Genomic DNA, 21593 nt, shown 5'->3' on the forward strand with positions numbered 1-21593 from the left:
CTTGCCCTCCAGCCCGCCGTTGACCAGTTGAAGACGACCGTCGACCGCTATGCCTCGCTGCTCGAAAGCCGCTCCGCATCGCAGGTGGCTGCCAATCTCGGTGCAGCCAAGCCTGTACGTGAAAAGATGAACGACGAATACGATGAGATGACCACCGTGGCCTTTGCTTTCAGCATCGCCGCACCGGCAGCCGAACTCACGACGTTTATCACGAAGCTCAATAAACTCATCGACGACACCAACACCGCCTACAATCAGAGTCGGGCGCAGATGAAAGTCACCAAAGGCACGACATCGGGCGGAAAGAAGTCCGAAGAAATTCGCAAAGTGGAGTCGCTCATCGCCGCCTATGAGCAGGATGCCCACGTCACGCCGGGCGTGATGAAGTTCACGGGCCTTGCTGCCGGCACAGGCTCGGAACGTGCCTACAAGATGGTGACCGACGATGTGGACAATCCCTTCTGGGTGCGCATCGCGGACGGCAAACTCGTGGATGTGGAGTTTAAGATTCAGCCTGGAGAGCCGGGAGGGCTGACGGTGGAGAAGCTGAAGTAACACGGCTTCCTATTGAAGTTTATTAAAAGAAATCCCGACGAAAGATTTGATGTCCTTGCGTCGGGATTTCTGCATCCGCTTGAATTGTTTAATCATGGAGTATACTAGAAATGAGAATGAAAATGTTAATTTTAATTGGCTTCATCGCCGTAAGTTGTACATCAGCACCTAACAAGAAGTTTATTGTACAAAAAAATCAAGTAAGAGTCATAAAAACAGAGAAATCTACAGCATTCAAGTATTTACAAGGTATTTGGATAATACCACATGCAGCTGATATACGAATTGTTTTCAAAAATGACTCTACTTTTGAGTTTCATGATTATAACTCAATCAAAGATTCTATAGAGATTTTAAAAGGTATATATGTATTAAATAATGATCAACTTACACTTAGATATACTGATAGACCTCAACAGAAGTTTATCTATCACTTTGGCAGATATGAGGACGAGCGTTATATTAGAAAAGGAAAGTACTATTTTGTAAAACATACACACTTTATAGGACACTACCGCAAAAAGAGAAAATAAGCACTTCTGTGAACGACATAAGCACGAAAAAAGCATGGCAAAGGGGTTGCCATGCTTTCTTGGTCAGTTATAATTCTATAAACAGCCTTACAATGATGCTATGGCTGCACTATTTATCCATCCATAAACCATGCTGCACACGCCAAAGAGCAGAATGCCTGTGGTGCAAATTGCTAATGCAAGCTTTGTGCTTGAAGCACTCTTGAATGCAGGCAAAGGACAGTCGTTGTGTTTGATGTACATTGCTTTTACAATCAACAGATAGTAGTAAAGACTGATTACTGTATTAATCAATGCAATGAATACAACAGCGTAAGCAAGTGCGCCACTTGTCGTGCTGATTGAGGCTCCCTTTACCGCAGCCATGAACACAAAGAACTTGCTGAACATACCTGCAAATGGAGGAATGCCACCCAAAGAGAATAAGGCCAATGTCATCAAGAAAGCCAAACGAGGGTTGGTTTTGTATAGACCATTATAGTCGTCCATGTTCACCTTACCCTGATTATGCTCTTCTACACTACTAATGACAGCGAAGACTGCCATGTTTGCTGCAACATAAATAAGTACATAGAAACTTAATGCCGTGAAGCTCATTGCCGTGTTACCAACAATTGCTAATACGATATATCCAGCCTGAGAAATAGAACTGAACGCCATAAAGCGCTTTAAGTCGCGTTGACGCAATGCAAAGAGGTTGGCAATCGTAATAGAAAGTACGATAACAATGAACAACAAATACTGCCAGTATTCAACCATCGGAGCAAACACCTTCATGAGAATTGCACAGAGTGCGAAGGCAGCTGCACCTTTGCTGACTACCGAAAGATAGCCGGTAACGGTTGTTGGAGCTCCCTGATAGGTGTCGGCTGTCCAGAAATGGAAAGGAACCAATGATAACTTAAATCCTAAACCACTAAAGAAGAACACCATGCCCATAATGGTTAGCGGTGTGGCTTGCATCTTCACTGCAATGTCATCAAAGTAGAGCGTGCCCATTGCACCATAGATAAAGGAGATACCAAAGAGCATCACACCACTTGAGAAGGTCGCAGTCAAAATGAATTTTGCAGCAGCTTCGGCAGAGTGATGGCGGTATTTGTCGAGTCCTACGAGGCAAGCCATTGGCACAGATGCCATCTCAAGACCGAGGAAGAACATTAAGAAATGGTTTGCACTGACCATCATATTCATACCCAAAAGGGTTGAAATGACGAGCATATAGAACTCTCCTTCCTTGAATTGTGTGTCAGGACGCGAAATCCATTCACGACTTTGAATCAAGACAATCAATGCACCCAAGGCAAGAATCGTTTTCACAACACCAATCGAAGGAGTTGTGTAATACATGCCTCCAAATGCCGTAGATGCAGTGACAGGGAAGATATTGATGACAATATGCGCTGCCATCAAGAGACAAACCAAAGGATTAAACCATGCACGTGGTGACGAAGTTTTGTTATCACCATTAGGCATGACAAAACGCTGTGCGGTAGAAAAGTCTGCAATGAAGACGATAACAAGAAGTGCCATGAGTGTCACCTCGGGTATCATGCTTAGAAATTGACTATAATCTATATTCATAATAAATCTTTATTCTTAATCATTTTGTTCTACATTACAGGGCTGCTACCGTGGTTCCAAGAATATGCTGGATGATTGGACCAACTGCACCACTAATCACATTGTCTACCCAGAGTGGGAACATACCAAGTCCTGCCACGCAGAAAATCAATCCGCCGATGGCAAAACGCTCATCCCAAGTGGCATCATGAAGCTCGAGGAACTTCGGATTAGCAATCTTTTGGAATAGGATTTTACCCACAACACGCAAGATATATACAGCTGTAATAACAATAGAAGAGCATGCAATGATGGTGCAAACACGATGGAACATATCGCCATTCTGGAAAGAACCAACAAAAATGGTCATCTCAGCAACGAAGCCAGAGAAACCTGGCAAACCTAAGTTGGCAAGGCCTGCAACGACGTATGAAACAGAAAGGAAAGGTATAACCTTCATCAATCCGCCAAGATAACGCACGTCACGAGTTCCTGCACGGTGATAAATCATACCGATACAAGCAAAGAACAATGCAGTCATCAATCCATGAGAAAGCATCTGAAGCACAGCACCTGTAATGGCTGTTTGTGTCAACATGCAAAGAGCAAAGAGCACCATACCACAGTGAGAAACTGAAGAATAAGCATTGATATACTTCAAATCAGTTTGAACACAAGCAGAGAGTGCACCATAAACAACAGAGCAGGTGGTGAGAATCAAGAAAATCCAAGAGAGTTGCTCTGCAGCTTCAGGAAGCAAATACATTGCAATGCGGAAACATCCGTAACCTCCAAGTTTCATTAATACACCGGCATGGAGCATAGAAACAGCTGTTGGCGCTGAAGCATGACCATCAGGTGACCATGTGTGGAATGGGAAGAGCGCACCCAAAACACCAAATCCGATGAAGATGAATGGATAGAACACCTTCTGAACGGCTACCGGAATATTATGCAAAGCTGCAATTTCGTTGATGTTCATTGTAGTTGCTCCACTGAAATAGTAAATGCCAAGTATACCGATAATCAAGAGTGCACTGCCACCCATCAACATCAAGGTAAGCTTCATGGCAGCATATTCTTTAGGTCCTGTTCCCCATACACCAATGAGAAGATACATTGGAATCAATGCAACTTCGTAGAACATAAACATCGTGAAGAGGTCGGTCGATATAAAGAATCCAAATACACCTATACTCAACAAAACAAACCATAAGAAATATTCTTTCTTCATGGGTTCGAGTTGCCAAGAAGCAAATGTACCTGTAAAAACAATAACCGCAGATAGAAGAATCATCACTACAGAGATGCCGTCAACGCCAACGCTGTATGCAATGTGTAGAGGTGCAAACCAAGGCACACTATAGGTAAACAACATCAAATCGGTGTTGCCTGCATTACGCATCTGAATGAAGGTGATGGTGAGCCATATTGAAAGCCCAAGCAATGCACTTGCACCAACAACCATCACGCCACGAACCTGATTATCGTTCTTTGCAAGCCAAAGACCGATAAGCATCAGGACCGGAATTACTACAAATAATGTTAATATACTCATTTTTTATTTGTCTTTATTCATGTTCATGATTCATTAACTGAAAATACAAAGCAAGATCAATGCCAATGCAATGGTACCTGTAAGGAACCATGATGCGTACGAACGGACATCACCACTCTGCCAAGGACGAATCGTTTCGCCTGCTTCTTGAGCACCCCATGCCATGAAGTTAAATGTTCCATCAATGACATGACGGTCAAACCAAGCGATGGGTTTAGAGAAGCAATTGAACACAATCTGATGCGTAAAGAACTGCCATGCGTCGTCAATATAGAAACGATTAAGCGCTGCTTTGTGCAAACGAGGCATTCTCTTTGCCAACAAATCAGGAACAGGATTATGCTTTGGAAGATACATCCAAGTAGCTAAACCTATTCCAATTGCTGCAGCCAAAAGACTAAACCAAGCGACACTTGAGAATTCAAAGTGTTGCAAATGAATTTCCATAGACTGTCCTGTAGCTGAAACAAAGTGACCAAAAGGAATCCATCCTGCAAAAATTGAAATGATAGCAAGGAATACTAAAGGTCCCCACATTACGAAAGGAACTTCAGCTGGGCGCTTACGATGTTCTGGATCAAGTTCATAATAGCTTTGTCCCCAGAAAATAACGTAATAGAGTCGGAACATATAGAACGCTGTCATACCTGATACGAGCGTCATAAACCAACCTAAGAATGGAGAATATTCAAAACAAGCTGATACAATTTCATCCTTTGAGAAGAAACCTGCAAAAGGCCAAACACCACTAATGGCAATACAACCAATGAGGAAGCAGATGTTCGTGATAGGCATATATTTGTGAAGACCACCCATATATTCCTTAAAGTTACTTCCGATAATTACAATGATTGCACCTGAACAAAGGAATAGAAGGGCTTTGAACATAGCATGTGTGAACAAGTGGAACATACTTGCCATATAGCCAAGACCTCCTTCATGATTATCCATGGCGAAGCAAACACCTAAAGCCACAAGCATATAAGCAATCTGTGAGATTGTTGAGAATGCCAAGCCACGTTTAATATCACGTTGAGCACAAGCAACAGCAGCTGCATAGAAGGCTGTAAATGCTGCAATATAAGCAACCCAATGAAGTTGTTCTGGAGCATATTTTACCCAAATTGGGAACAGACTTGCCACCTGATAGACACCTGCAACGACCATGGTTGCGGCATGAATCAGTGCAGAAACAGGCGTTGGCCCTTCCATAGCATCAGGCAACCAGATATGAAGTGGGAACATTGCACTCTTACCAGCACCACCGATAAACATCAAGAACAATGCTGTTGGCAACACCCAAGCATATTCTTTAGCTACACTTGCAAGTTTTCCAACAAGTTCTGGGTTAGCATGCAGGTCATAATTGAATGTGCCTACATAGAAACTGAAGAACAAAATACCGATGAGGAAAAATAAGTCTGCAAAACGTGTAACGATGAAAGCCTTCTTTGAGGCATGTACAGCAGTATGTTTGGGATAATAGAATCCAATTAACAAGTAGGAGCATACACCCACAAGCTCCCAAAACATATACATTTGGAAGATGTTTGTAGCTACAACTAAACCCAACATACTCATCGTAAAGAGTGATAAATAAGCATAGAAACGCTGGAAACCATGTTCGTATTCTTCAAATTTATAATGCTCATCACGCTCTGCCATGTAGCCAAAAGAATAGATATGCACCATGAAACTCACCGTTGTAATAACGATTAACATCATTACACTAATAGGAGTCAGGCGGAAACCTATATTAAAAGTAAGCAGATCAGTAAACTTCAACCATGTAAAATTGAATACTGTAACCGTCGGATACAGGCCTGTTGTTGCGTCACGCCCAATAACAAAGAAATATTCATAGGCCGTATAGACAGACATTGCAAAAAGACTGCCCAGCATAATTGTACCGATAAGGCCAGCTACCTGCTTCTTCATCTTCATGCCTAAGAGTCCTAAAACCAAAAAACTTAGGAAAGGAAGGAGAAGTATTAAATATGAATAACTGTATTCCATCTCTTTTAGAATTTCATGTTTTCGATACTGTTCACCTGATCACTATGGTAATTACGGTAAACATTAATAATGATGGCAAGTGCCACTGCCGTTTCTGCCGCACTGACTCCAATAGAGAACAAAGTGAAGAAAAAGCCTTCAAGCTGTCCGGGGAAAAGGAGACGATTGAATACTGCAAAATTCAAATCAACAGCGTTCAATACAAGTTCTATGGAAATTAACATCGCTACAAGATTACGACGCGTTACAAATCCAAAGACACCAATAAAGAACAATAGTGTACTTAGCACGAGATAACATTCTACAGGGATATTCATTTGTTGTCCTCCTTCCTTGCAATCATAATACCGCCAATGATACATGCCAATAAGAATACTGAGATAAACTCAAAAGGCAATACATATTGATATTTATCACTTCCGAGAAGTGCAGTACCAATCTGTGCCATTGGCACTTCTGTATCGGTAGTTTGCAAAGCAGCATTATAAAAATTATTTTTAATAAGAACTAAACCAACCGTTAAAAGTCCAGCGACACACAAGAGAACACCGCTGAAAACACGTTTTCCTTTAAACCGCTCTACAAGACCTTGTAACGTACGCTTAGATACAAGCTGGATGACAAAAACATACAAAACTGTAATACCTCCAGCATAAACAGATATCTGTGCTGCACCTAAGAATGTATAATCAAGAATAAAATAAATACCAGCTACACCAAACAACACGCAAAGCAAGAAAGTTGCTGCTCGCATAATACGTTTAGTAGTAACGCACACGATTGCTGAACCAAGAATGATTACAGCAAGAATGCAAAACATAATTAAATTTGCCATAATCTTTTCTACTTGGTTTTTGTGTTAAACTTACCGATTGTTAAAGGTGCTCCTCCATCTATAAGTCCAGGAAGACTACCTCCTTTATATACCTCTTTGTCAAGATGATAGACCAACTTGTCTTTATCGAAGACTGAGTTCTCGAAATCATTCACAAACTTTATGGCATCGAAATTACAAGCATTGACGCACAACTGGCAAAACATGCAGTCACCAAGATCATAATGGTAGTCGTCAAGCTGCCTTTTCTTACGTCCGGTTTCTGGGTCTTCAGCCATGTGTGATGTAATCTGAATGGTGCCATTAGGACAAGCCTTCTCACACATAAGACAAGCTACACATTTATAGCTTTCATCCTCATTACGCTTGAAAACAAGACGTCCACGGTGACGCTTTGAGACATGAAGCGTTGTCTTACGGTTCTCGGGATACTGCTCTGTGGTCTTTGGCGTGAAGTATTCCTTCATCGTCACCTTCAGGCCTGTACCCAAAGTCTTCAGTGCAGCACCAATTTCACCGAAATACGATTTGTTATTTTCCATTTTAACTAAATTCTTTAATCATTTCATGAAAGCATTAAACCAAGGCAACCCAAATGGTTGTCAAAGTAAGAATAACAAGCATGAATGGCATGAGATATTTCCATTCCAAAGCCAAAATCTGATCTACACGAAGACGAGGGAAAGTCCATCTAATCCACATTAGAATCCAAACAATAGCAAATGTCTTTGCAAAGAACCAAACAATGCCTGGAATAAAATCCATTATGGCATTAAAACCATCAAGTCCTGAAACGTGAAGAGGCATCCAACCACCTAAGAAAACGGTAGCTGCAATACCTGAAATCACAAACAGATTCAAATATTCAGCCAAATAATAGAAGCCAAATCCCATACCCGAATACTCGGTATGATAACCTGCAGTCAGCTCACTCTCTGCCTCAGCCAAGTCAAATGGGCCACGATTAGCCTCAGCATTACCCGCAATAAGGAACACAAGGAAAGCTAACCAGGTAAAAGGACTCTGGAAAATGAGCCATGCTCCATGCTGTGCTTCTACAATACCACTGACCTGCATCGTACCAGTGAGGATAACAGCACTAATCAAACATAATCCCAAAGATATTTCGTAGGAAATCATTTGAACAGCACCACGCATCGCACTTACAACAGAATATTTGTTATTACTACCCCATCCTGCAATGAAAATGCCCAGCACACCAATGCTTGAAATGGCAGTTATTAAGAAAACGCCTACATTAAAATCAAGTACTGCTGCACCTTTATTCCATGGAAGGAAGGAGAATGTTCCTACAGAAGCAATAATAACAAGGAAAGGTGCAATATAATAAAGCAGTTTATCTGCCTTATCTACTGCAAAAATTTCCTTGATAAGCATCTTCAAAACATCAGCAAACACCTGGAAGATACCCCAAGGACCAACACGCATCGGGCCGAGACGACATTGGAAGTAAGCACAAACCTTACGTTCCATGAATATCAACACGATAGCAATCAGCGCATAGGCAGTAAGTATACAGACACCTACCAGTATGCACTCTATTAAAATTGACCAGAAATCTCCTAAGTTAAGAGTCTCACGAAGAAGACTGTCAATCCAAGTTGTTACTATACTAAAATCAAACATAATTATCTATCAATATCGGGTATAACGAAATCTATTGCTGCACCTGTAGCCACAAGGTCGGCCAATTTCTGTCCTTTCAGCATCTTGTCGAAAGCGCCTGTAAGGGTCAGTCCCATTGGACGCATCTTCAAACGATACGGACTCTTGTCGCCACGTGAATCAAGATATACACCAAACTCACCTGCTCCACCTTCTACAGAGAAGTACCATTGTCCTTCAGGAACTTTTATTATTGGCTTTTGTTTGATATAGAAGTCACCTTCAGGGATATTATCTATCAACTGTTCTATAATGTTTAGACTCTGATAAATCTCTTGAATATGAACCATATATCGTGCCATTGAGTCAGCACCGGTTAAGGTTATGTCTTCAAAGTCAACCTTTCCATACATTGCATAAGGATGATTCTTGCGCACATCATTATGCCAACCAGCAGCACGTCCGGCTGGACCTGTTACAGCATAATTAATACAATCCTCAAGATTCATTGGTCCTACACCCTCAAGACGCTGATGTGTGATGACGTTATCTCCAAATACATCCAAATACTCTTGAACCATAGGACGCAGATATTTGCAAAGCGTCTTTGTGTTCTGGACAAAGTTTGGATCGATATCATCCTGCAAACCACCAATTCGATAGTAGTTTTGTATCAAGCGACCACCCGTAGTTTCCTCCATAACATTCAGCACATGCTCACGGTCTCGCATGCAATATAGGAATGCAGTCAATGCACTTAAGTCTTGTGCACACGTACCAAGGAACAGCAAGTGGTTGTTAATACGCTGCAATTCATCCATGATTGTGCGAATATACTGAATACGCTCTGAGAGTTCAATCCCCATACCTTCTTCAATAACGCCAACCAAAGCATGACGATGCATCATTGCACAAAGGTAATTTAAGCGGTCAGTAAAGGCTAAAGTTTGAGGGTAAGTCATACTCTCACACATCTTCTCCATACCACGATGGATATAGCCTAAGTGAGGATAAATGTGTTTAACAACCTCTCCATCAAGAACCGTTTGCAAACGAAGTACGCCGTGCATACTTGGGTGATTAGGTCCTAAGTTCACGATGAAGTCATCTTCATCAAACATGCGATGCTGCGTAGCAACTAAGTTTCCGTTCTTATCGAGATTCCATTCTGTTGTGAAATCACTCTCAGGCTCATCGGTTGTAGGGAAAGGATTGGCTTCAGGGCTCGCATCAAAATGCTTTCTCAGCGGATATCCCTTAAAGTCATTACGCATAAACAAACGACGCATGTCGGGGTGTCCCAGGAACTTTATGCCCAAAAAGTCAAACACTTCACGTTCAAGGAGATTAGCCGCATTCCACAAATTAATTGTAGTTGGAATCACATACTCTTCTCCTATCTGCTTTGCAATCGTTCGAACTGAGCAACGTTCATGGCTTTCTGTATTCTCAAGAATATAGATACAACCCAAACCTTCTTCGCCAAAGTCTTCACCAATAATGGTAACAAGATAGTCGAAATGCTTTTCGTTCTTCAACTTTGCCATCTCTGCGGCAAAGTTATCGAATTGAAGTTCTATGTTATTTAATTTCATCTTCTTTTACCTTATTAATCTGTTAGACCTTTTTCTGGATCGAAATCAGCTGGCACATCAGTAACAATAATCGGAGCTGGTTTACCGAGTTTCTCTGTCGAAACAATGGCTTCGTTACTCAGTCCATGCAAGCCTCCCTTCGACATCGAAAGCTCTCGCTCTTCTTTTGTCATCTTATGATTAGCTCCACCAAAGAACTTCTCAATCTTAACTTTACGTTGTAACTGCATCATTCCATAGAGAATAGCCTCAGGACGAGGAGGACAGCCCGGAATGTAAACATCAACCGGAACAAGTTCATCAATGCCTCGCACTACGTTATAGCTCTTCTTGAAAGGCCCACCACTAATAGTGCACCCACCAACAGCGACAACATACTTTGGCTCAGCAATCTCATCATAAAGTCGTTTGAACACAGGAGCCATCTTGTTTGTTATCGTTCCGGCACACATTATCAAGTCTGCTTGACGCGGAGAGTTACGAGTTACCTCGAAACCGAAACGAGAAAAGTCGTATCGAGCACAACCAACGGCCATAAACTCAATACCACAACATGATGTACCAAATGTCAGAGACCAAAGTGAATTGCTGCGTCCCCAGTTGATTGCCTGGTCTAATGAACCAACAATTACATTGACACCACCTTCATTCAGCTCTTTCGTAATCTTCTCAAGAGTGTCATTGTCCTTAAATTCATCATAAGGAATACTCTTGATGTGTGGTTTTCTTACTTCCATTCCAATGCTCCTTTCCGCCATGCATAGGCAAGGCCTAAAACTAAAACAACCAAGAAGAAGCCAATGCTTATCAAGGCTAATGAACCAAATTGCTTAACAACCACAGCCCATGGATAGAGGAACACGGTCTCAATATCAAACACCAAGAAAAGGATGGCAAACAAATAATATCCCACATGCATAGGAAGCCAAGAGCTACCATGCGTTGGAATACCACATTCGAAAGGCTCACCCTTTACCGGATTGTATGAACGCGGACCGATAAGCTTTGCTATGACATAAGCTGCCACTACCAAAACCACAGCCGTTATCAAAACGGTAACGAATAAAGTAAAATACATAAATTTTATAACGTTATTAATTATTTGCTCCATTTACAGTGGAGAGCTAATCCACTTAAAGCGCTGCAAAGTTAACAATAATATTAGACTTATCATACTCTTTTAGCAAAAAATGTAATATAGAGGTGACAAAATTAAGATTATATGAATGCAAACTAAACATCAATATATAAAATATTGAAAATAAACACTCTCAACATCAACACTAATTACATGGTCAGGTAGGAATAATTAAAAAGAAACAACAACTAAAAAAATACATACAGCCAACCTAAAAAGCGGTTACTCAGAATACCTTTTATATAAATAGATGAAATGAAGTAAAATGGAATTGATAATTATAGCATAAAATTTAAGGAATAAAAAGAGCCAAACGACATGGTAATATGAATGACTTTAAGCCGTAAAATGATAGAAATTGCCGTATAATTTGATAGCTTTTAGATAAAGAGTATAATTCTTTTATGAATGCAGATATGATTTATCTTTGGGCTAATCGTTTTCATGTTGAAAACAATTCGCAATTAGATAAAAATTAAAGTCAATTTCTTTTATAAGCAACAAGAAACTCTTTAATAGAACACTTCCTTGTATTTGATCTACCTTTTAACTCCTAAAAAGCAAAAGAAGTCGAGCATTGCTGCCCGACTTCTCTATCTTAACTTAAAATCAATCAAATTAATAATTTGTTGCCTCAATCTGGAAGAAGCTCTGAGGATGATTGCAAACAGGGCAAATCTCAGGTGCTTTCTTACCGATAACGATATGGCCACAGTTGCGGCATTGCCAGATACAATCTCCATCACGAGAGAAAACAACACCATCTTCGATGTTCTTTAACAACTTGCGATAACGCTCTTCATGATGCTTCTCAACCTGACCTACAGCACGGAACTTAGCAGCAATACCTGTAAAACCTTCTTCCATAGCCTCTTTAGCCATTTGAGCATACATGTCAGTCCACTCATAGTTTTCACCAGCAGCAGCGTCAGCAAGGTTAGCTGTCGTAGTAGGAATACCGCCTTCATGCAAGAACTTAAACCACATCTCTGCGTGTTCGCGCTCGTTGTGAGCTGTTTCCTCGAACAAACCACCTATCTGCTCATAACCTTCTTTCTTTGCTTTAGAAGCATAGTAAAGGTATTTTGTGTGAGCTTGGCTTTCACCTGCAAAAGCTGTTTTGAGGTTTTGCTCAGTCTTAGTACCTTTTAATTGTGCTGTTGTAAACTCCTGGAATTTACCTTTAGCATGGCATACTGGGCACTCTTCTGGTGCTTCTGTTCCTTCATAAATGTAGCCACAAACGCTACAAACAAATCTTTTTTTCATAATGTTATTGTTTAATATTACCAATTATCCTGTTTGCAAAGTTAGTGCTTATTTTCATAAGAAACAAGAAATCAAGTTAATTAATCAATAGAAAATATCTATCTTTCAATTAGTTTTTATTTATAACGCATCACTATAAGAGTCTATAAAGCGCATAAAGAAAAAGATTTTTTTTATTGACAACAGCAAATAAAAGTTTGATGATTATGAAAAAATAAATTATCTTTGCATGAAATAGTGTACCAAAACCTAAAAATATGACTCTTCAACAATTAGAGTATATCATCGCAGTATACCGACATAAGCATTTCGCTAAGGCTGCAGAGGCCTGCAAAGTGACTCAACCAACACTGAGTTCAATGATTCAGAAACTTGAAGATGAACTTGGTGTGAAGATCTTTGACCGCAAACGACAACCCATCTTGCCTACAGTCATTGGACAACATATCATCAATCAGAGTTTAGAAATCCTGCAACATGCAAAACTTCTAAAGGAATCTGTTGACGAAGAAAAGAACACTTTACGGGGAATTTTCCACGTAGGCATCCTGCCAACGATTGCACCTTATCTCATTCCACGCTTTTTTCCACAACTGCTACAGCACTATCCTGAGTCGGACATTCGTATTCGAGAGATGCAAACCCACGAAATAAAGAAAGCATTGGAGCATGGAGATATCGACGTAGGCATATTGGCAGAACTTGATGGAATGGGAGATTTTGAAACCACACATCTATACTTTGAGCAGTTCTTTGGATATGTTGCAAAAGACGACCCCCTATATATAAATAAGGTGATACATACAACAGACCTCAAAGGGGAATATCTTTGGATGCTTGATGAAGGCCATTGTTTCAGAGACCAACTTGTGAAATTCTGTCAATTAAAGGAAGCTAAACAAAGTCAGAAAGCTTATTCTTTGGGCAGTATTGAAACTTTCATGCGCATCGTTGAAAACGGAAAAGGCATGACTTTCATTCCTGAGCTCGCCATACTCCAATTGGCTGACAGCCAGAAAGAACTTGTTCGGCCTTTTGCTATCCCTATACCAACGCGCGATATTGTCATTATAAATACCAAAGATTTCGTGCGGCATAAGATTCGAAAACTATTGGTTGACGCTATACAAAGTGCCGTTCCGTCAGACATGTTGAAATTAAAACAAATTCAACAACGCGTATAACAAAATGTAATCTGTAGTTGACAAAAAATCAACTACAGATTATATTTTTTGTGATTTTTTTCATTTTATCCCCATAAATGAGGATAATTTCCCGAATCTTTGACTTGATTAACACACAAAAATCTTAAATTTGTGACATTAATCAACGATTACTCTATGAAGCGACTAACCTATACCTATTTGAAAAATGGATGGAAATCGTTTGTCAATAGCCTATCTTATAGACAAAAGATTATCTTAACCTCATTATGTGGCATCGCTTTTGGCTTAGTAGTTTTGTTCATGTATCTTCTTCGAATGCAAACCTACATCGTTGGAGATGATCCTGCTGCCTGCATCAATTGTCATATTATGTCGCCTTATTATGCTACATGGTCGCACTCATCTCACGGCAGAGATGTTACCTGTAATGATTGTCATGTGCCCAACAACAACATCTTTTCTCACTATTTTTTCAAAGGAAAAGATGGTATGAAGCATGTAGCTTACTTTGTTACGCATAGCGAACGACAAGCCATTGAAGCTGAAGATGCTTCAGCAGAAGTTATCATGGACAACTGCATTCGCTGTCATAAACAACTCAATCAAGAATTTGTTAAGACCGGACGAATCGACTATATGGAAGCAAAACGAGGCGAAGGCAAGGCTTGTTGGGACTGCCATCGTAACGTTCCACACATGGGAATGAACTCGCTTTCATCTACTCCTGGAGCCGAATTCGTTGAGCCTATGCCACCAGATCCTGTTCCTGCTTGGCTACAGAAGCTATTAGGACATGATCCTTACATGGGACCAACCGAAAACAAATAATGAAATCAATCTATAATATCAACAACAGTCTTCGAATAAATTAATAAATTCAATAACTATGGCAAAACAACTTAAGAAATGGCAAGGTTGGCTACTCTTTGGAGGAGCAATGGTTGTTGTGTTCATTTTGGGTCTTCTGTGTTCTTCATTATTAGAAAGAAGAGCAGAAGTTGCCAGCATTTTCAACAATCGCCGCGTGCCAATGACCGACTCTATCGTAGCTCAGAACGAGAAATTCGCTGAGGATTTTCCACGCGAATATCAAACATGGGCCATGACAGAAGACACAACCTTCGAGAGTAAATACAATGGTTCACAAGAGAAAAGTATTTTGGAGAAATGTCCGGAAATCGTTGTTATCTGGGATGGTTATGCCTTCTCAAGAGACTATAACAGCCCACGTGGCCATCGTCACTGTATCGAAGATTTAAGAAAAATCCTTCGAACAGGTTCACCAGGTGTTGATGGTCAGGGAGACATGCAACCTGGAACTTGTTGGACTTGTAAAGGTCCTGATGTACCACGCCTCATGCGCGAGAAAGGAAAGAATGCTTTCTATGCTGCAAAATGGAGCGATTGGGGAAACCAAGTCATGAACACTGTAGGATGTTCAGATTGTCACGATGCACGTACAATGGATCTTAAACCAGCACGTCCTGCTCTTTACGAAGCATGGGCACGCGTAGGTAAAGATGTTAAGAAAGCCAGCCATCAAGAAATGAGGAGTCTGGTTTGTGCACAATGCCATACAGAATACTATTTTGAAAAAGACAATGGGAACTATCTTCACTTCCCACAAGAGAAGGGACTTACATGCGAAGCAGCTGAAGAATACTATGACAGCATCGGCTTCTATGATTATGTTCACCCCCTCTCTCGTGCCAAGATTCTGAAAGCTCAACACCCAGGTTATGAGATGTTCAAACAGGGTATACACGGACAACGCGGTCTTTCATGCGCAGATTGTCACATGCCTTACATTTCAGAAGGTGGCGTAAAATATACTGATCACCACATCATGAGTCCGCTTGCACATATCGATCGCACTTGTCAGACATGCCACAGACAGTCTGCAGAAACACTCCGTCAGAATGTTTATGACCGACAAAAGAAAGTTTATGACTTCGCTTTGAAGGTGAACAGAGAATTAGCCAACGCACACATCTATGCTAAGTTCGCGTGGGACAAGGGTGCTACAGAGGCTGAGATGAAGCAATGTTTGAGTGATATCCGCAAGAGTCAGTGGCGTTGGGATTATTCATTAGCAAGTCACGGAGCTGCATTCCACGCACCACAAGAAGTTGAACGTTTGCTCGGCTATTCGATGATGTATGCTAAAGATGCTCAATTACAAGCGCAACGTGTTGCTGCAAAGCATGGATTCACAGGGCAGATACCTCTTCCAGACATTTCAACGCGTGAAAAAGCTGCAAAGTATATTGGTCTCGACATGAAGAAGTTAAAGTCACAAAAGAAGGACTTCCTCGACACCATTGTACCGAAATGGATTGAATCGGCTCGCAAAAACAAGCTGTTCATCACACAGCCCATGTAAAATCTTACTTAAAATAACACTACAAGGGAGCATCGGAGATTTCTCTCCGGTGCCTCTTTCTTAATATATAATTATGTGGAATAAACCTTGGAACTTAAAAGAAGGAATAGCCATCGTTGCCGGTTTTTTACTGGTTGGATTACTCCTTCAATTCTCTATTGGCCCATTAGACTGGGTTTTATTTCTTTGGCCAGCAAACGGAATAACGCTTATCGTACTTATCATTGCGCTTATTCTATTCTACTTGTTAAGGAAAAAAGTCTACTTTTTCCGTTTCATGATGACCATGCAAGCGGCAATACCAGCTATTGCTGCATCTGCTTTGCTAACCATCATCATGGGACTTTCGCGCCAAGTACCAGCCGAACAGCCTGCTGCCGACTTCATCGGGCTTAGCAAGATGTTGAACTTTTGGCCATTCATCCTTGTTTATTTTTGGATGACAATGATTGTCGGAGAAACCGCAGTTCATCAACTCGCACACTTTTCATGGCGCAGACTTCCCGTGATTACAAGTCATTTGGGCTTGTTTATCGTTCTAACCACCGCCACACTCGGTTGTGCAGACATGCAAAGACTAAAAATGTATTGCGAAAAGGGACAACCTGAATGGCGCGGACTCGATGCACTCAACAATGTGCATGAACTACCGATTGCCATCCAACTCAATCAATTCACCATTGATGAATACCCTCCAAAGCTGATGGTTATTGACCAAACGGGGCGTCCCATCCCCTACAAGAAGCCTGAAGTATTGCTCATCGACGACAACTTTAAGCAAGGAAATATTGCAGGCTGGCATATCAACGTGAATAAAAAGATAGAAGATGCCATTCCTAAGCAGCTGGCAGGTATGATAAAGAATATGCCAATGCAGATGAAAGGCATGTTACGCATGGACTCACTTGGTATGGCCATCAAGACTGGGGGATACATCCAAAGCAGCATGGCAGGTTCAGCTTGTGCCTTGTCTATAACTGCCACAAAAGGGAAAGACCGCAAAGAAGGCTGGGTTACCTGCGGAAGTTATCAATTTCCATTAGAAACATTGAAGCTCAGTGATGGCAAATCACTCGTCATGGCAAGTCGCGAACCTAAACGTTTTGCTTCAAAAGTAAACATCTATACACAAGACGGAAAAAACATCATGACTGAAATTGAAGTTAATAAGCCCTTCAAGATTAATGGCTGGAAGATTTATCAACTCAGCTACAATGAGCAAATGGGAAAATGGAGCAATGTCAGTGTGTTTGAGTTAGTGCGCGACCCATGGCTCAACGTTGTTTATGTAGGAATCTATTTGTTAATCATCGGTGCGATAGGAATGTTCCTCACCGCAAGTAAGAAAAAAGAAAACTAAATCATGACTTGGAATTACTTCATCATATTTGCAATTATTTCTGTCGTTTGCTGGATTATCGGTGCGATTGCTTCATGGAAAGAAAAGAAAACACTGACCTTTGTCTTTACGAGCTTAGGTCTTGCAGTCTTCTTCTCCTATATATTATTAATGTGGATAACGCTTGAGCGTCCACCCCTTCGCACGATGGGCGAAACCCGACTCTGGTATAGTTTTTTCCTTCCATTGGCTGGTATCATCGTCTACAGTCGCTGGCACTACAGATGGATATTATCATTCAGCACCTTATTAGCCACAGTCTTTGTGTGTATCAATCTCTTCAAACCCGAGATTCACTCTAAGACACTCATGCCAGCACTGCAAAGTCCGTGGTTTGCCCCCCATGTCATCGTCTATATGATGGCCTATGCCATGCTCGGTGCAGCCATGGTAATGGCAGTATATCTGCTATTCATCAAGAAAACGGCAGCAACACCCCAAGAACTCGACATCACCGACAATCTTGTTTATGTAGGCATGTCATTTGTCACACTGGGCATGCTCATGGGTGCGCTTTGGGCCAAGGAAGCATGGGGACACTATTGGAGTTGGGACCCAAAAGAAACATGGGCTGCCATCACATGGCTGTCTTATTTGGTCTACATTCACTATCGTCAGTATAAACCCATGCGCCCCAAACCCGCTCTCGTCATGCTTATTGTCTGTTTCTGTCTACTACAAATGTGTTGGTGGGGCATCAACTATCTGCCGTCGGCCCAAGGAGTCAGCGTACATACATACAGCTTAGACTAACCTCTACTTCCCTATCAATTGACTTCGATTAAGACTTCAAAACCTATTTGATACAAATTGGTTTTATTTCAGAAAAAGAAATGCCGTGTGATTAACATGGCATTTCTTCGTTTAAAAGCAAAAAAGATAGAAAAAGACTTTCAGAAACCCCTCTTTTGTGTTTCTGAGTCGCTCAGAAGTATGAAAAAACTCCATTTGGTCTTTCTGAGTCGCTCAGAAGCATGATTTTTTTCTATTTTAATCTTTCCGCGTCGCGCTTAAGCACCTAAAATCTCTTTTTCGCCTTTCCGCGCCACGCTCAAGCACTAAAAATCTCTTTTTCGTCTTTCCGCGTCGCGCTTAAGCACCAAAAATCTCTTTTTCGCCTTTCCGCGTCACGCTTAAGCACCAAAAATCTCTTTTTCGCCTTTCCGCGTCGCGCTTAAGCACCAAAAATCTCTTTTTCGCCTTTCCGCGTCGCGCTTAAGCACCAAAAATTCTCTTTTCGCCTTTCCGCGCCACGCTTAAGCACCTAAAATCTCTTTTTCGCCTTTCCGCGCCACGCTTAAGCACCAAAAATCTCTTTTTCGCCTTTCCGCGCCACGCTTAAGCACATAAAATCTCTTTTTCATGCTTATGTCGTTGACTGAAGCGATTATTTTCTCTTTTTCACGCTTATGTCGTTGACAGAGACGATTATTTTCTCTTTTTTGCGCTTATGTCGTTGACAGAAACACCTATTTTCTCTTTTTCATGCTTATGTCGTTGACAGAAACACCTATTTCCTCTTTTTCATGCTTATGTCGTTGACAGAAACACCTATTTTCTCTTTTTCCTCTTTCTGAAATGTTCAGAAGCATGAAAAACCTCTATTTGCTCTTTCTGAAACGTTCAGAAGCATAAAAATTCTCCATTTGCTCCTTCTGAAACGTTCAGAAGCACGAAAATCCTCCATTTGCTCTTTCTGAAACGTTCAGAAGCATAAAAATCTTCTTTTTGCCCTTTCTGAAATGTTCAGAAGCATGAAAAACCTCTATTTGCTCTTTCTGAAACGTTCAGAAGCATGAAAAACCTCCATTTGTTCTTTCTGAAACGTTCAGAAGCACAAAAAACCTCCATTTGGCCTTTCTGAAACGTTCAGAAGCACGAAAACAAGAAAATTATTTGCAAGATTACCATACAATCTTTATTTTTGTATGCAAATGAAGATTTACTTAACTTAGAAATTCCACATGGAACACAAAAATGATACGAAAAGCCTCATGAGCTTACTCATGATTCTTCAACTCATTATGCTTACGAGCTGTTGTACAAAGGCGCATGAGAAATTTAAGAACCTATGCCGTAAAACCTATGATGATGATAACACCGAAAATAAAATAAGAAACCATACAGAGAGATGAAAATCAATATTAAATATTTTTTGTTTGCATCACTGCTCATTGGACTTTTGAGTTGTGGAAAGCAATCTAAGAAAAGAGAGTCGGTGAATGCCAACGACACGATAGTGCGTGCAAAAAGAGATTTGTTGAAAGTATATGACAAGCAAATCCGAGCCTATTATCTTAACTTGACAGAAATATCAGACGGCGGCATTCTATCCATGTCGCACAAAGCACAAGTGGAATATACCGACATTGCTGTTGAACTGATTGATGAAGCCATACGAAGGAAAGGCTATAAACCCGTGGATAACGAGACTGCCCGAAAAGCCATCATGAAATATTTCGGTGTGGATGTAACGCAAAGCAATGACATTCAAGTGACGAGAAACTTCAGAACGTATATCTTCAAGAACAGCAATGCAGCAGAACGTGCCAAACAAGAGAAAGCAATGAACGAGCATAGCTTCGAAAAACAAAGCTATTTCTGGAACAGACTCATCTATGTGCCAAATTATAACTACATTGCAACTTCTCCCACAATAGACATGGCAGTAAATATCAAGGGACTACCTGATGAAACCATAGATGAAAGTGACAGAAAGACGATAAGGCATGGAGAACTCTATTTCAACTTCAATGACAGCATATTCTTCAACGAAAATAATTTTATCTTTCATGACAGCAAAGCGGCTTTTTCATGGCTGAAGAAGAATGATGCAGAGTTTCTCATTAATCTGTTGCGTGACTACGGATATGACAAGAACGAAGAAATCAACAAGTTGGTGATGGCCGACATGCTGAAAGAATATACGCCTGTAGGTGAGCCTTGGATGCTCGACAACACTGTTGCCTGCAAGAAAAAGACGAAGCATCCGAAAGTGGAAATCAGAGAAGGACTGCTGAAAAGCATTCTGAAACAGCCTGCAACAGAAGGAAACAAGGAGTGGGAAATTCTCTTCAATGACTATATCGACTATCTGCTGAATGAAGAAGAACAGAAACTCCCCATGTGGATGACTGAATTCACAAAGAAAGAACGCTATAAAGTTGCAGCCTATTTGTGCTATTATCTCTATAAAATCAGCAAGAAAAATGGCTTTACTGACACCTCACTTCTTGGGCATGCACTCTATTACAATAATGCATTCTACAAGTATATTGTTGACCAGCATTATTTTAATCTTCCTGGTTTTGAAGCACTATGCCACAAAGTATATGATGATTATGACACCGAGGTAAAAATAAAAACACACCAAGACGAATGAAAAAAAGAAGCATTATCAAATACGTTTTACTTGCATTGCTATCCTTAAGTTTTGCAAGTAGTTGCAACAAGCAACATAAAAAGACAGATGAGGCGAAAGCCAACGATAGCAAAGTTCATACAGAAAAGGATTTGTTGAAAGTATATGATAAGCAAATCCGAGCATTTTATGAAGAACTTTCGGATGTAGGTATGGATGGTATTGAGATTATGCCCAGCAAACATCAAGTTGAATATACGGATATTGCCATTGAACTTATCCACGAAGCTTTGAGAAAGCATGGATACAGAGCCGTTGACAACGAGACAGCCCGTAAGGCTATTCAGAAATACTATGGTGTGGATATTTCTCAAAACAACAATGCCTTAGCCGAAGAAGGCTTTCGAACTTATATCTTTAAGAATGGAAATCCTACCGAAAGAAGAAAGCAAACCAATGCAATGATTTCTGCTTCCTATGAGAAACCAAGCTATTTCTGGAATAAAACTATCTATGTGCCGAATTATAACTACATCTTTCCCCACCCTACTATTCATGAGGTTGTAGATATTAAAGGCTACCCGATATCTTTGAAG

Annotated in this window: 19 protein-coding genes and 1 pseudogene; 9 read left to right on the plus strand and 11 right to left on the minus strand. The window is 40.8% G+C overall.

Annotated features, from left to right (window positions below; translation table 11 throughout):
- Positions 1–555 (plus strand): DUF6261 family protein (locus HMPREF9420_RS03115; protein WP_007133972.1); only part of this gene is annotated, 555 nt, incomplete at its 5' end.
- 116 nt (positions 556–671) lie between these two features.
- Positions 672–1088 (plus strand): hypothetical protein, encoded by a 417-nt coding sequence (locus HMPREF9420_RS03120; protein WP_007133973.1) that lies wholly within the window; start codon positions 672–674, stop codon positions 1086–1088.
- A gap of 87 nt (positions 1089–1175) precedes the next feature.
- Here the strand turns inward: HMPREF9420_RS03120 and HMPREF9420_RS03125 are convergent, their stop codons facing one another.
- From HMPREF9420_RS03125 to rbr, 11 genes are all read right to left on the minus strand, one after another.
- Positions 1176–2672 (minus strand): NADH-quinone oxidoreductase subunit N, encoded by a 1497-nt coding sequence (locus HMPREF9420_RS03125; protein WP_007133974.1) that lies wholly within the window; start codon positions 2670–2672, stop codon positions 1176–1178.
- A 34-nt stretch (positions 2673–2706) separates the two neighbouring features.
- The gene (locus HMPREF9420_RS03130) at positions 2707–4209 is read right to left on the minus strand and encodes a complex I subunit 4 family protein (protein WP_007133975.1); all 1503 of its coding nucleotides are present in this window, start codon (positions 4207–4209) and stop codon (positions 2707–2709) included.
- A gap of 33 nt (positions 4210–4242) precedes the next feature.
- Positions 4243–6225, minus strand: coding sequence for an NADH-quinone oxidoreductase subunit L (gene nuoL / locus HMPREF9420_RS03135; protein ID WP_007133976.1), 1983 nt, complete (start codon positions 6223–6225; stop codon positions 4243–4245).
- 5 nt (positions 6226–6230) lie between these two features.
- A complete protein-coding gene (nuoK, locus tag HMPREF9420_RS03140) occupies positions 6231–6542 on the minus strand; it encodes an NADH-quinone oxidoreductase subunit NuoK (protein WP_007133977.1) in 312 nt (103 codons plus the stop codon).
- Positions 6539–7060: an NADH-quinone oxidoreductase subunit J family protein gene (locus HMPREF9420_RS03145; RefSeq protein WP_007133978.1), complete on the minus strand. Its 522-nt coding sequence runs from the start codon at positions 7058–7060 to the stop codon at positions 6539–6541. The genes nuoK and HMPREF9420_RS03145 overlap by 4 nt, the downstream gene beginning before the upstream one ends.
- A gap of 8 nt (positions 7061–7068) precedes the next feature.
- On the minus strand, positions 7069–7602 hold the full coding sequence (locus HMPREF9420_RS03150; protein ID WP_007133979.1) for a 4Fe-4S dicluster domain-containing protein: 534 nt from the start codon (positions 7600–7602) through the stop codon (positions 7069–7071).
- Between the two features lie 34 nt (positions 7603–7636).
- Positions 7637–8707: an NADH-quinone oxidoreductase subunit NuoH gene (gene nuoH / locus HMPREF9420_RS03155; RefSeq protein WP_007133980.1), complete on the minus strand. Its 1071-nt coding sequence runs from the start codon at positions 8705–8707 to the stop codon at positions 7637–7639.
- A gap of 2 nt (positions 8708–8709) precedes the next feature.
- The gene (locus tag HMPREF9420_RS03160) at positions 8710–10281 is read right to left on the minus strand and encodes an NADH-quinone oxidoreductase subunit D-related protein (protein WP_007133981.1); all 1572 of its coding nucleotides are present in this window, start codon (positions 10279–10281) and stop codon (positions 8710–8712) included.
- Between the two features lie 14 nt (positions 10282–10295).
- Positions 10296–11018, minus strand: coding sequence for an NADH-quinone oxidoreductase subunit B (locus tag HMPREF9420_RS03165; RefSeq protein WP_007133982.1), 723 nt, complete (start codon positions 11016–11018; stop codon positions 10296–10298).
- On the minus strand, positions 11009–11359 hold the full coding sequence (locus HMPREF9420_RS03170; RefSeq protein WP_021825606.1) for an NADH-quinone oxidoreductase subunit A: 351 nt from the start codon (positions 11357–11359) through the stop codon (positions 11009–11011). The genes HMPREF9420_RS03165 and HMPREF9420_RS03170 overlap by 10 nt, the downstream gene beginning before the upstream one ends.
- Before the next feature lie 678 nt (positions 11360–12037).
- Positions 12038–12688, minus strand: a complete 651-nt coding sequence (rbr, locus tag HMPREF9420_RS03175) for a rubrerythrin (RefSeq protein WP_007133984.1) — start codon at positions 12686–12688, stop codon at positions 12038–12040.
- Between the two features lie 257 nt (positions 12689–12945).
- Between rbr and HMPREF9420_RS03180 the strand changes: the two genes are divergently transcribed.
- The 7 genes and pseudogenes from HMPREF9420_RS03180 to HMPREF9420_RS14145 all read left to right on the plus strand — a co-directional run.
- Positions 12946–13872 (plus strand): hydrogen peroxide-inducible genes activator, encoded by a 927-nt coding sequence (locus HMPREF9420_RS03180; protein ID WP_007133985.1) that lies wholly within the window; start codon positions 12946–12948, stop codon positions 13870–13872.
- 156 nt (positions 13873–14028) lie between these two features.
- Positions 14029–14682, plus strand: coding sequence for a cytochrome c nitrite reductase small subunit (gene nrfH / locus HMPREF9420_RS03185; protein WP_007133986.1), 654 nt, complete (start codon positions 14029–14031; stop codon positions 14680–14682).
- A 58-nt stretch (positions 14683–14740) separates the two neighbouring features.
- Complete coding sequence (gene nrfA, locus HMPREF9420_RS03190) at positions 14741–16237, plus strand: ammonia-forming cytochrome c nitrite reductase (protein WP_007133987.1); 1497 nt, start codon at positions 14741–14743, stop codon at positions 16235–16237.
- 73 nt (positions 16238–16310) lie between these two features.
- Positions 16311–17597: a cytochrome c biogenesis protein ResB gene (locus tag HMPREF9420_RS03195; protein ID WP_007133988.1), complete on the plus strand. Its 1287-nt coding sequence runs from the start codon at positions 16311–16313 to the stop codon at positions 17595–17597.
- A gap of 3 nt (positions 17598–17600) precedes the next feature.
- Complete coding sequence (gene ccsA, locus HMPREF9420_RS03200; protein ID WP_007133989.1) at positions 17601–18389, plus strand: cytochrome c biogenesis protein CcsA; 789 nt, start codon at positions 17601–17603, stop codon at positions 18387–18389.
- A gap of 1378 nt (positions 18390–19767) precedes the next feature.
- Positions 19768–21018, plus strand: a complete 1251-nt coding sequence (locus tag HMPREF9420_RS03205) for a hypothetical protein (RefSeq protein WP_007133993.1) — start codon at positions 19768–19770, stop codon at positions 21016–21018.
- Positions 21015–21593: pseudogene (locus HMPREF9420_RS14145) on the plus strand (hypothetical protein); the annotation flags it as partial. The gene HMPREF9420_RS03205 and the pseudogene HMPREF9420_RS14145, both read left to right, overlap by 4 nt.

Source organism: Segatella salivae DSM 15606 (assembly GCF_000185845.1).
Taxonomy (GTDB): Bacteria; Bacteroidota; Bacteroidia; order Bacteroidales; family Bacteroidaceae; genus Prevotella; species Prevotella salivae.

What these genes read in the sequence shown, in the direction of transcription:
- HMPREF9420_RS03120 (WP_007133973.1), top strand. Translation starts at nt 672, where the DNA reads ATGAAAATGTTAATTTTAATTGGCTTCATCGCCGTAAGTTGTACATCA.
- HMPREF9420_RS03125 (WP_007133974.1), bottom strand. Translation starts at nt 2,672, where the DNA reads ATGAATATAGATTATAGTCAATTTCTAAGCATGATACCCGAGGTGACA.
- HMPREF9420_RS03130 (WP_007133975.1), bottom strand. Translation starts at nt 4,209, where the DNA reads ATGAGTATATTAACATTATTTGTAGTAATTCCGGTCCTGATGCTTATC.
- nuoL (WP_007133976.1), bottom strand. Translation starts at nt 6,225, where the DNA reads ATGGAATACAGTTATTCATATTTAATACTTCTCCTTCCTTTCCTAAGT.
- nuoK (WP_007133977.1), bottom strand. Translation starts at nt 6,542, where the DNA reads ATGAATATCCCTGTAGAATGTTATCTCGTGCTAAGTACACTATTGTTC.
- HMPREF9420_RS03145 (WP_007133978.1), bottom strand. Translation starts at nt 7,060, where the DNA reads ATGGCAAATTTAATTATGTTTTGCATTCTTGCTGTAATCATTCTTGGT.
- HMPREF9420_RS03150 (WP_007133979.1), bottom strand. Translation starts at nt 7,602, where the DNA reads ATGGAAAATAACAAATCGTATTTCGGTGAAATTGGTGCTGCACTGAAG.
- nuoH (WP_007133980.1), bottom strand. Translation starts at nt 8,707, where the DNA reads ATGTTTGATTTTAGTATAGTAACAACTTGGATTGACAGTCTTCTTCGT.
- HMPREF9420_RS03160 (WP_007133981.1), bottom strand. Translation starts at nt 10,281, where the DNA reads ATGAAATTAAATAACATAGAACTTCAATTCGATAACTTTGCCGCAGAG.
- HMPREF9420_RS03165 (WP_007133982.1), bottom strand. Translation starts at nt 11,018, where the DNA reads ATGGAAGTAAGAAAACCACACATCAAGAGTATTCCTTATGATGAATTT.
- HMPREF9420_RS03170 (WP_021825606.1), bottom strand. Translation starts at nt 11,359, where the DNA reads ATGTATTTTACTTTATTCGTTACCGTTTTGATAACGGCTGTGGTTTTG.
- rbr (WP_007133984.1), bottom strand. Translation starts at nt 12,688, where the DNA reads ATGAAAAAAAGATTTGTTTGTAGCGTTTGTGGCTACATTTATGAAGGA.
- HMPREF9420_RS03180 (WP_007133985.1), top strand. Translation starts at nt 12,946, where the DNA reads ATGACTCTTCAACAATTAGAGTATATCATCGCAGTATACCGACATAAG.
- nrfH (WP_007133986.1), top strand. Translation starts at nt 14,029, where the DNA reads ATGAAGCGACTAACCTATACCTATTTGAAAAATGGATGGAAATCGTTT.
- nrfA (WP_007133987.1), top strand. Translation starts at nt 14,741, where the DNA reads ATGGCAAAACAACTTAAGAAATGGCAAGGTTGGCTACTCTTTGGAGGA.
- HMPREF9420_RS03195 (WP_007133988.1), top strand. Translation starts at nt 16,311, where the DNA reads ATGTGGAATAAACCTTGGAACTTAAAAGAAGGAATAGCCATCGTTGCC.
- ccsA (WP_007133989.1), top strand. Translation starts at nt 17,601, where the DNA reads ATGACTTGGAATTACTTCATCATATTTGCAATTATTTCTGTCGTTTGC.
- HMPREF9420_RS03205 (WP_007133993.1), top strand. Translation starts at nt 19,768, where the DNA reads ATGAAAATCAATATTAAATATTTTTTGTTTGCATCACTGCTCATTGGA.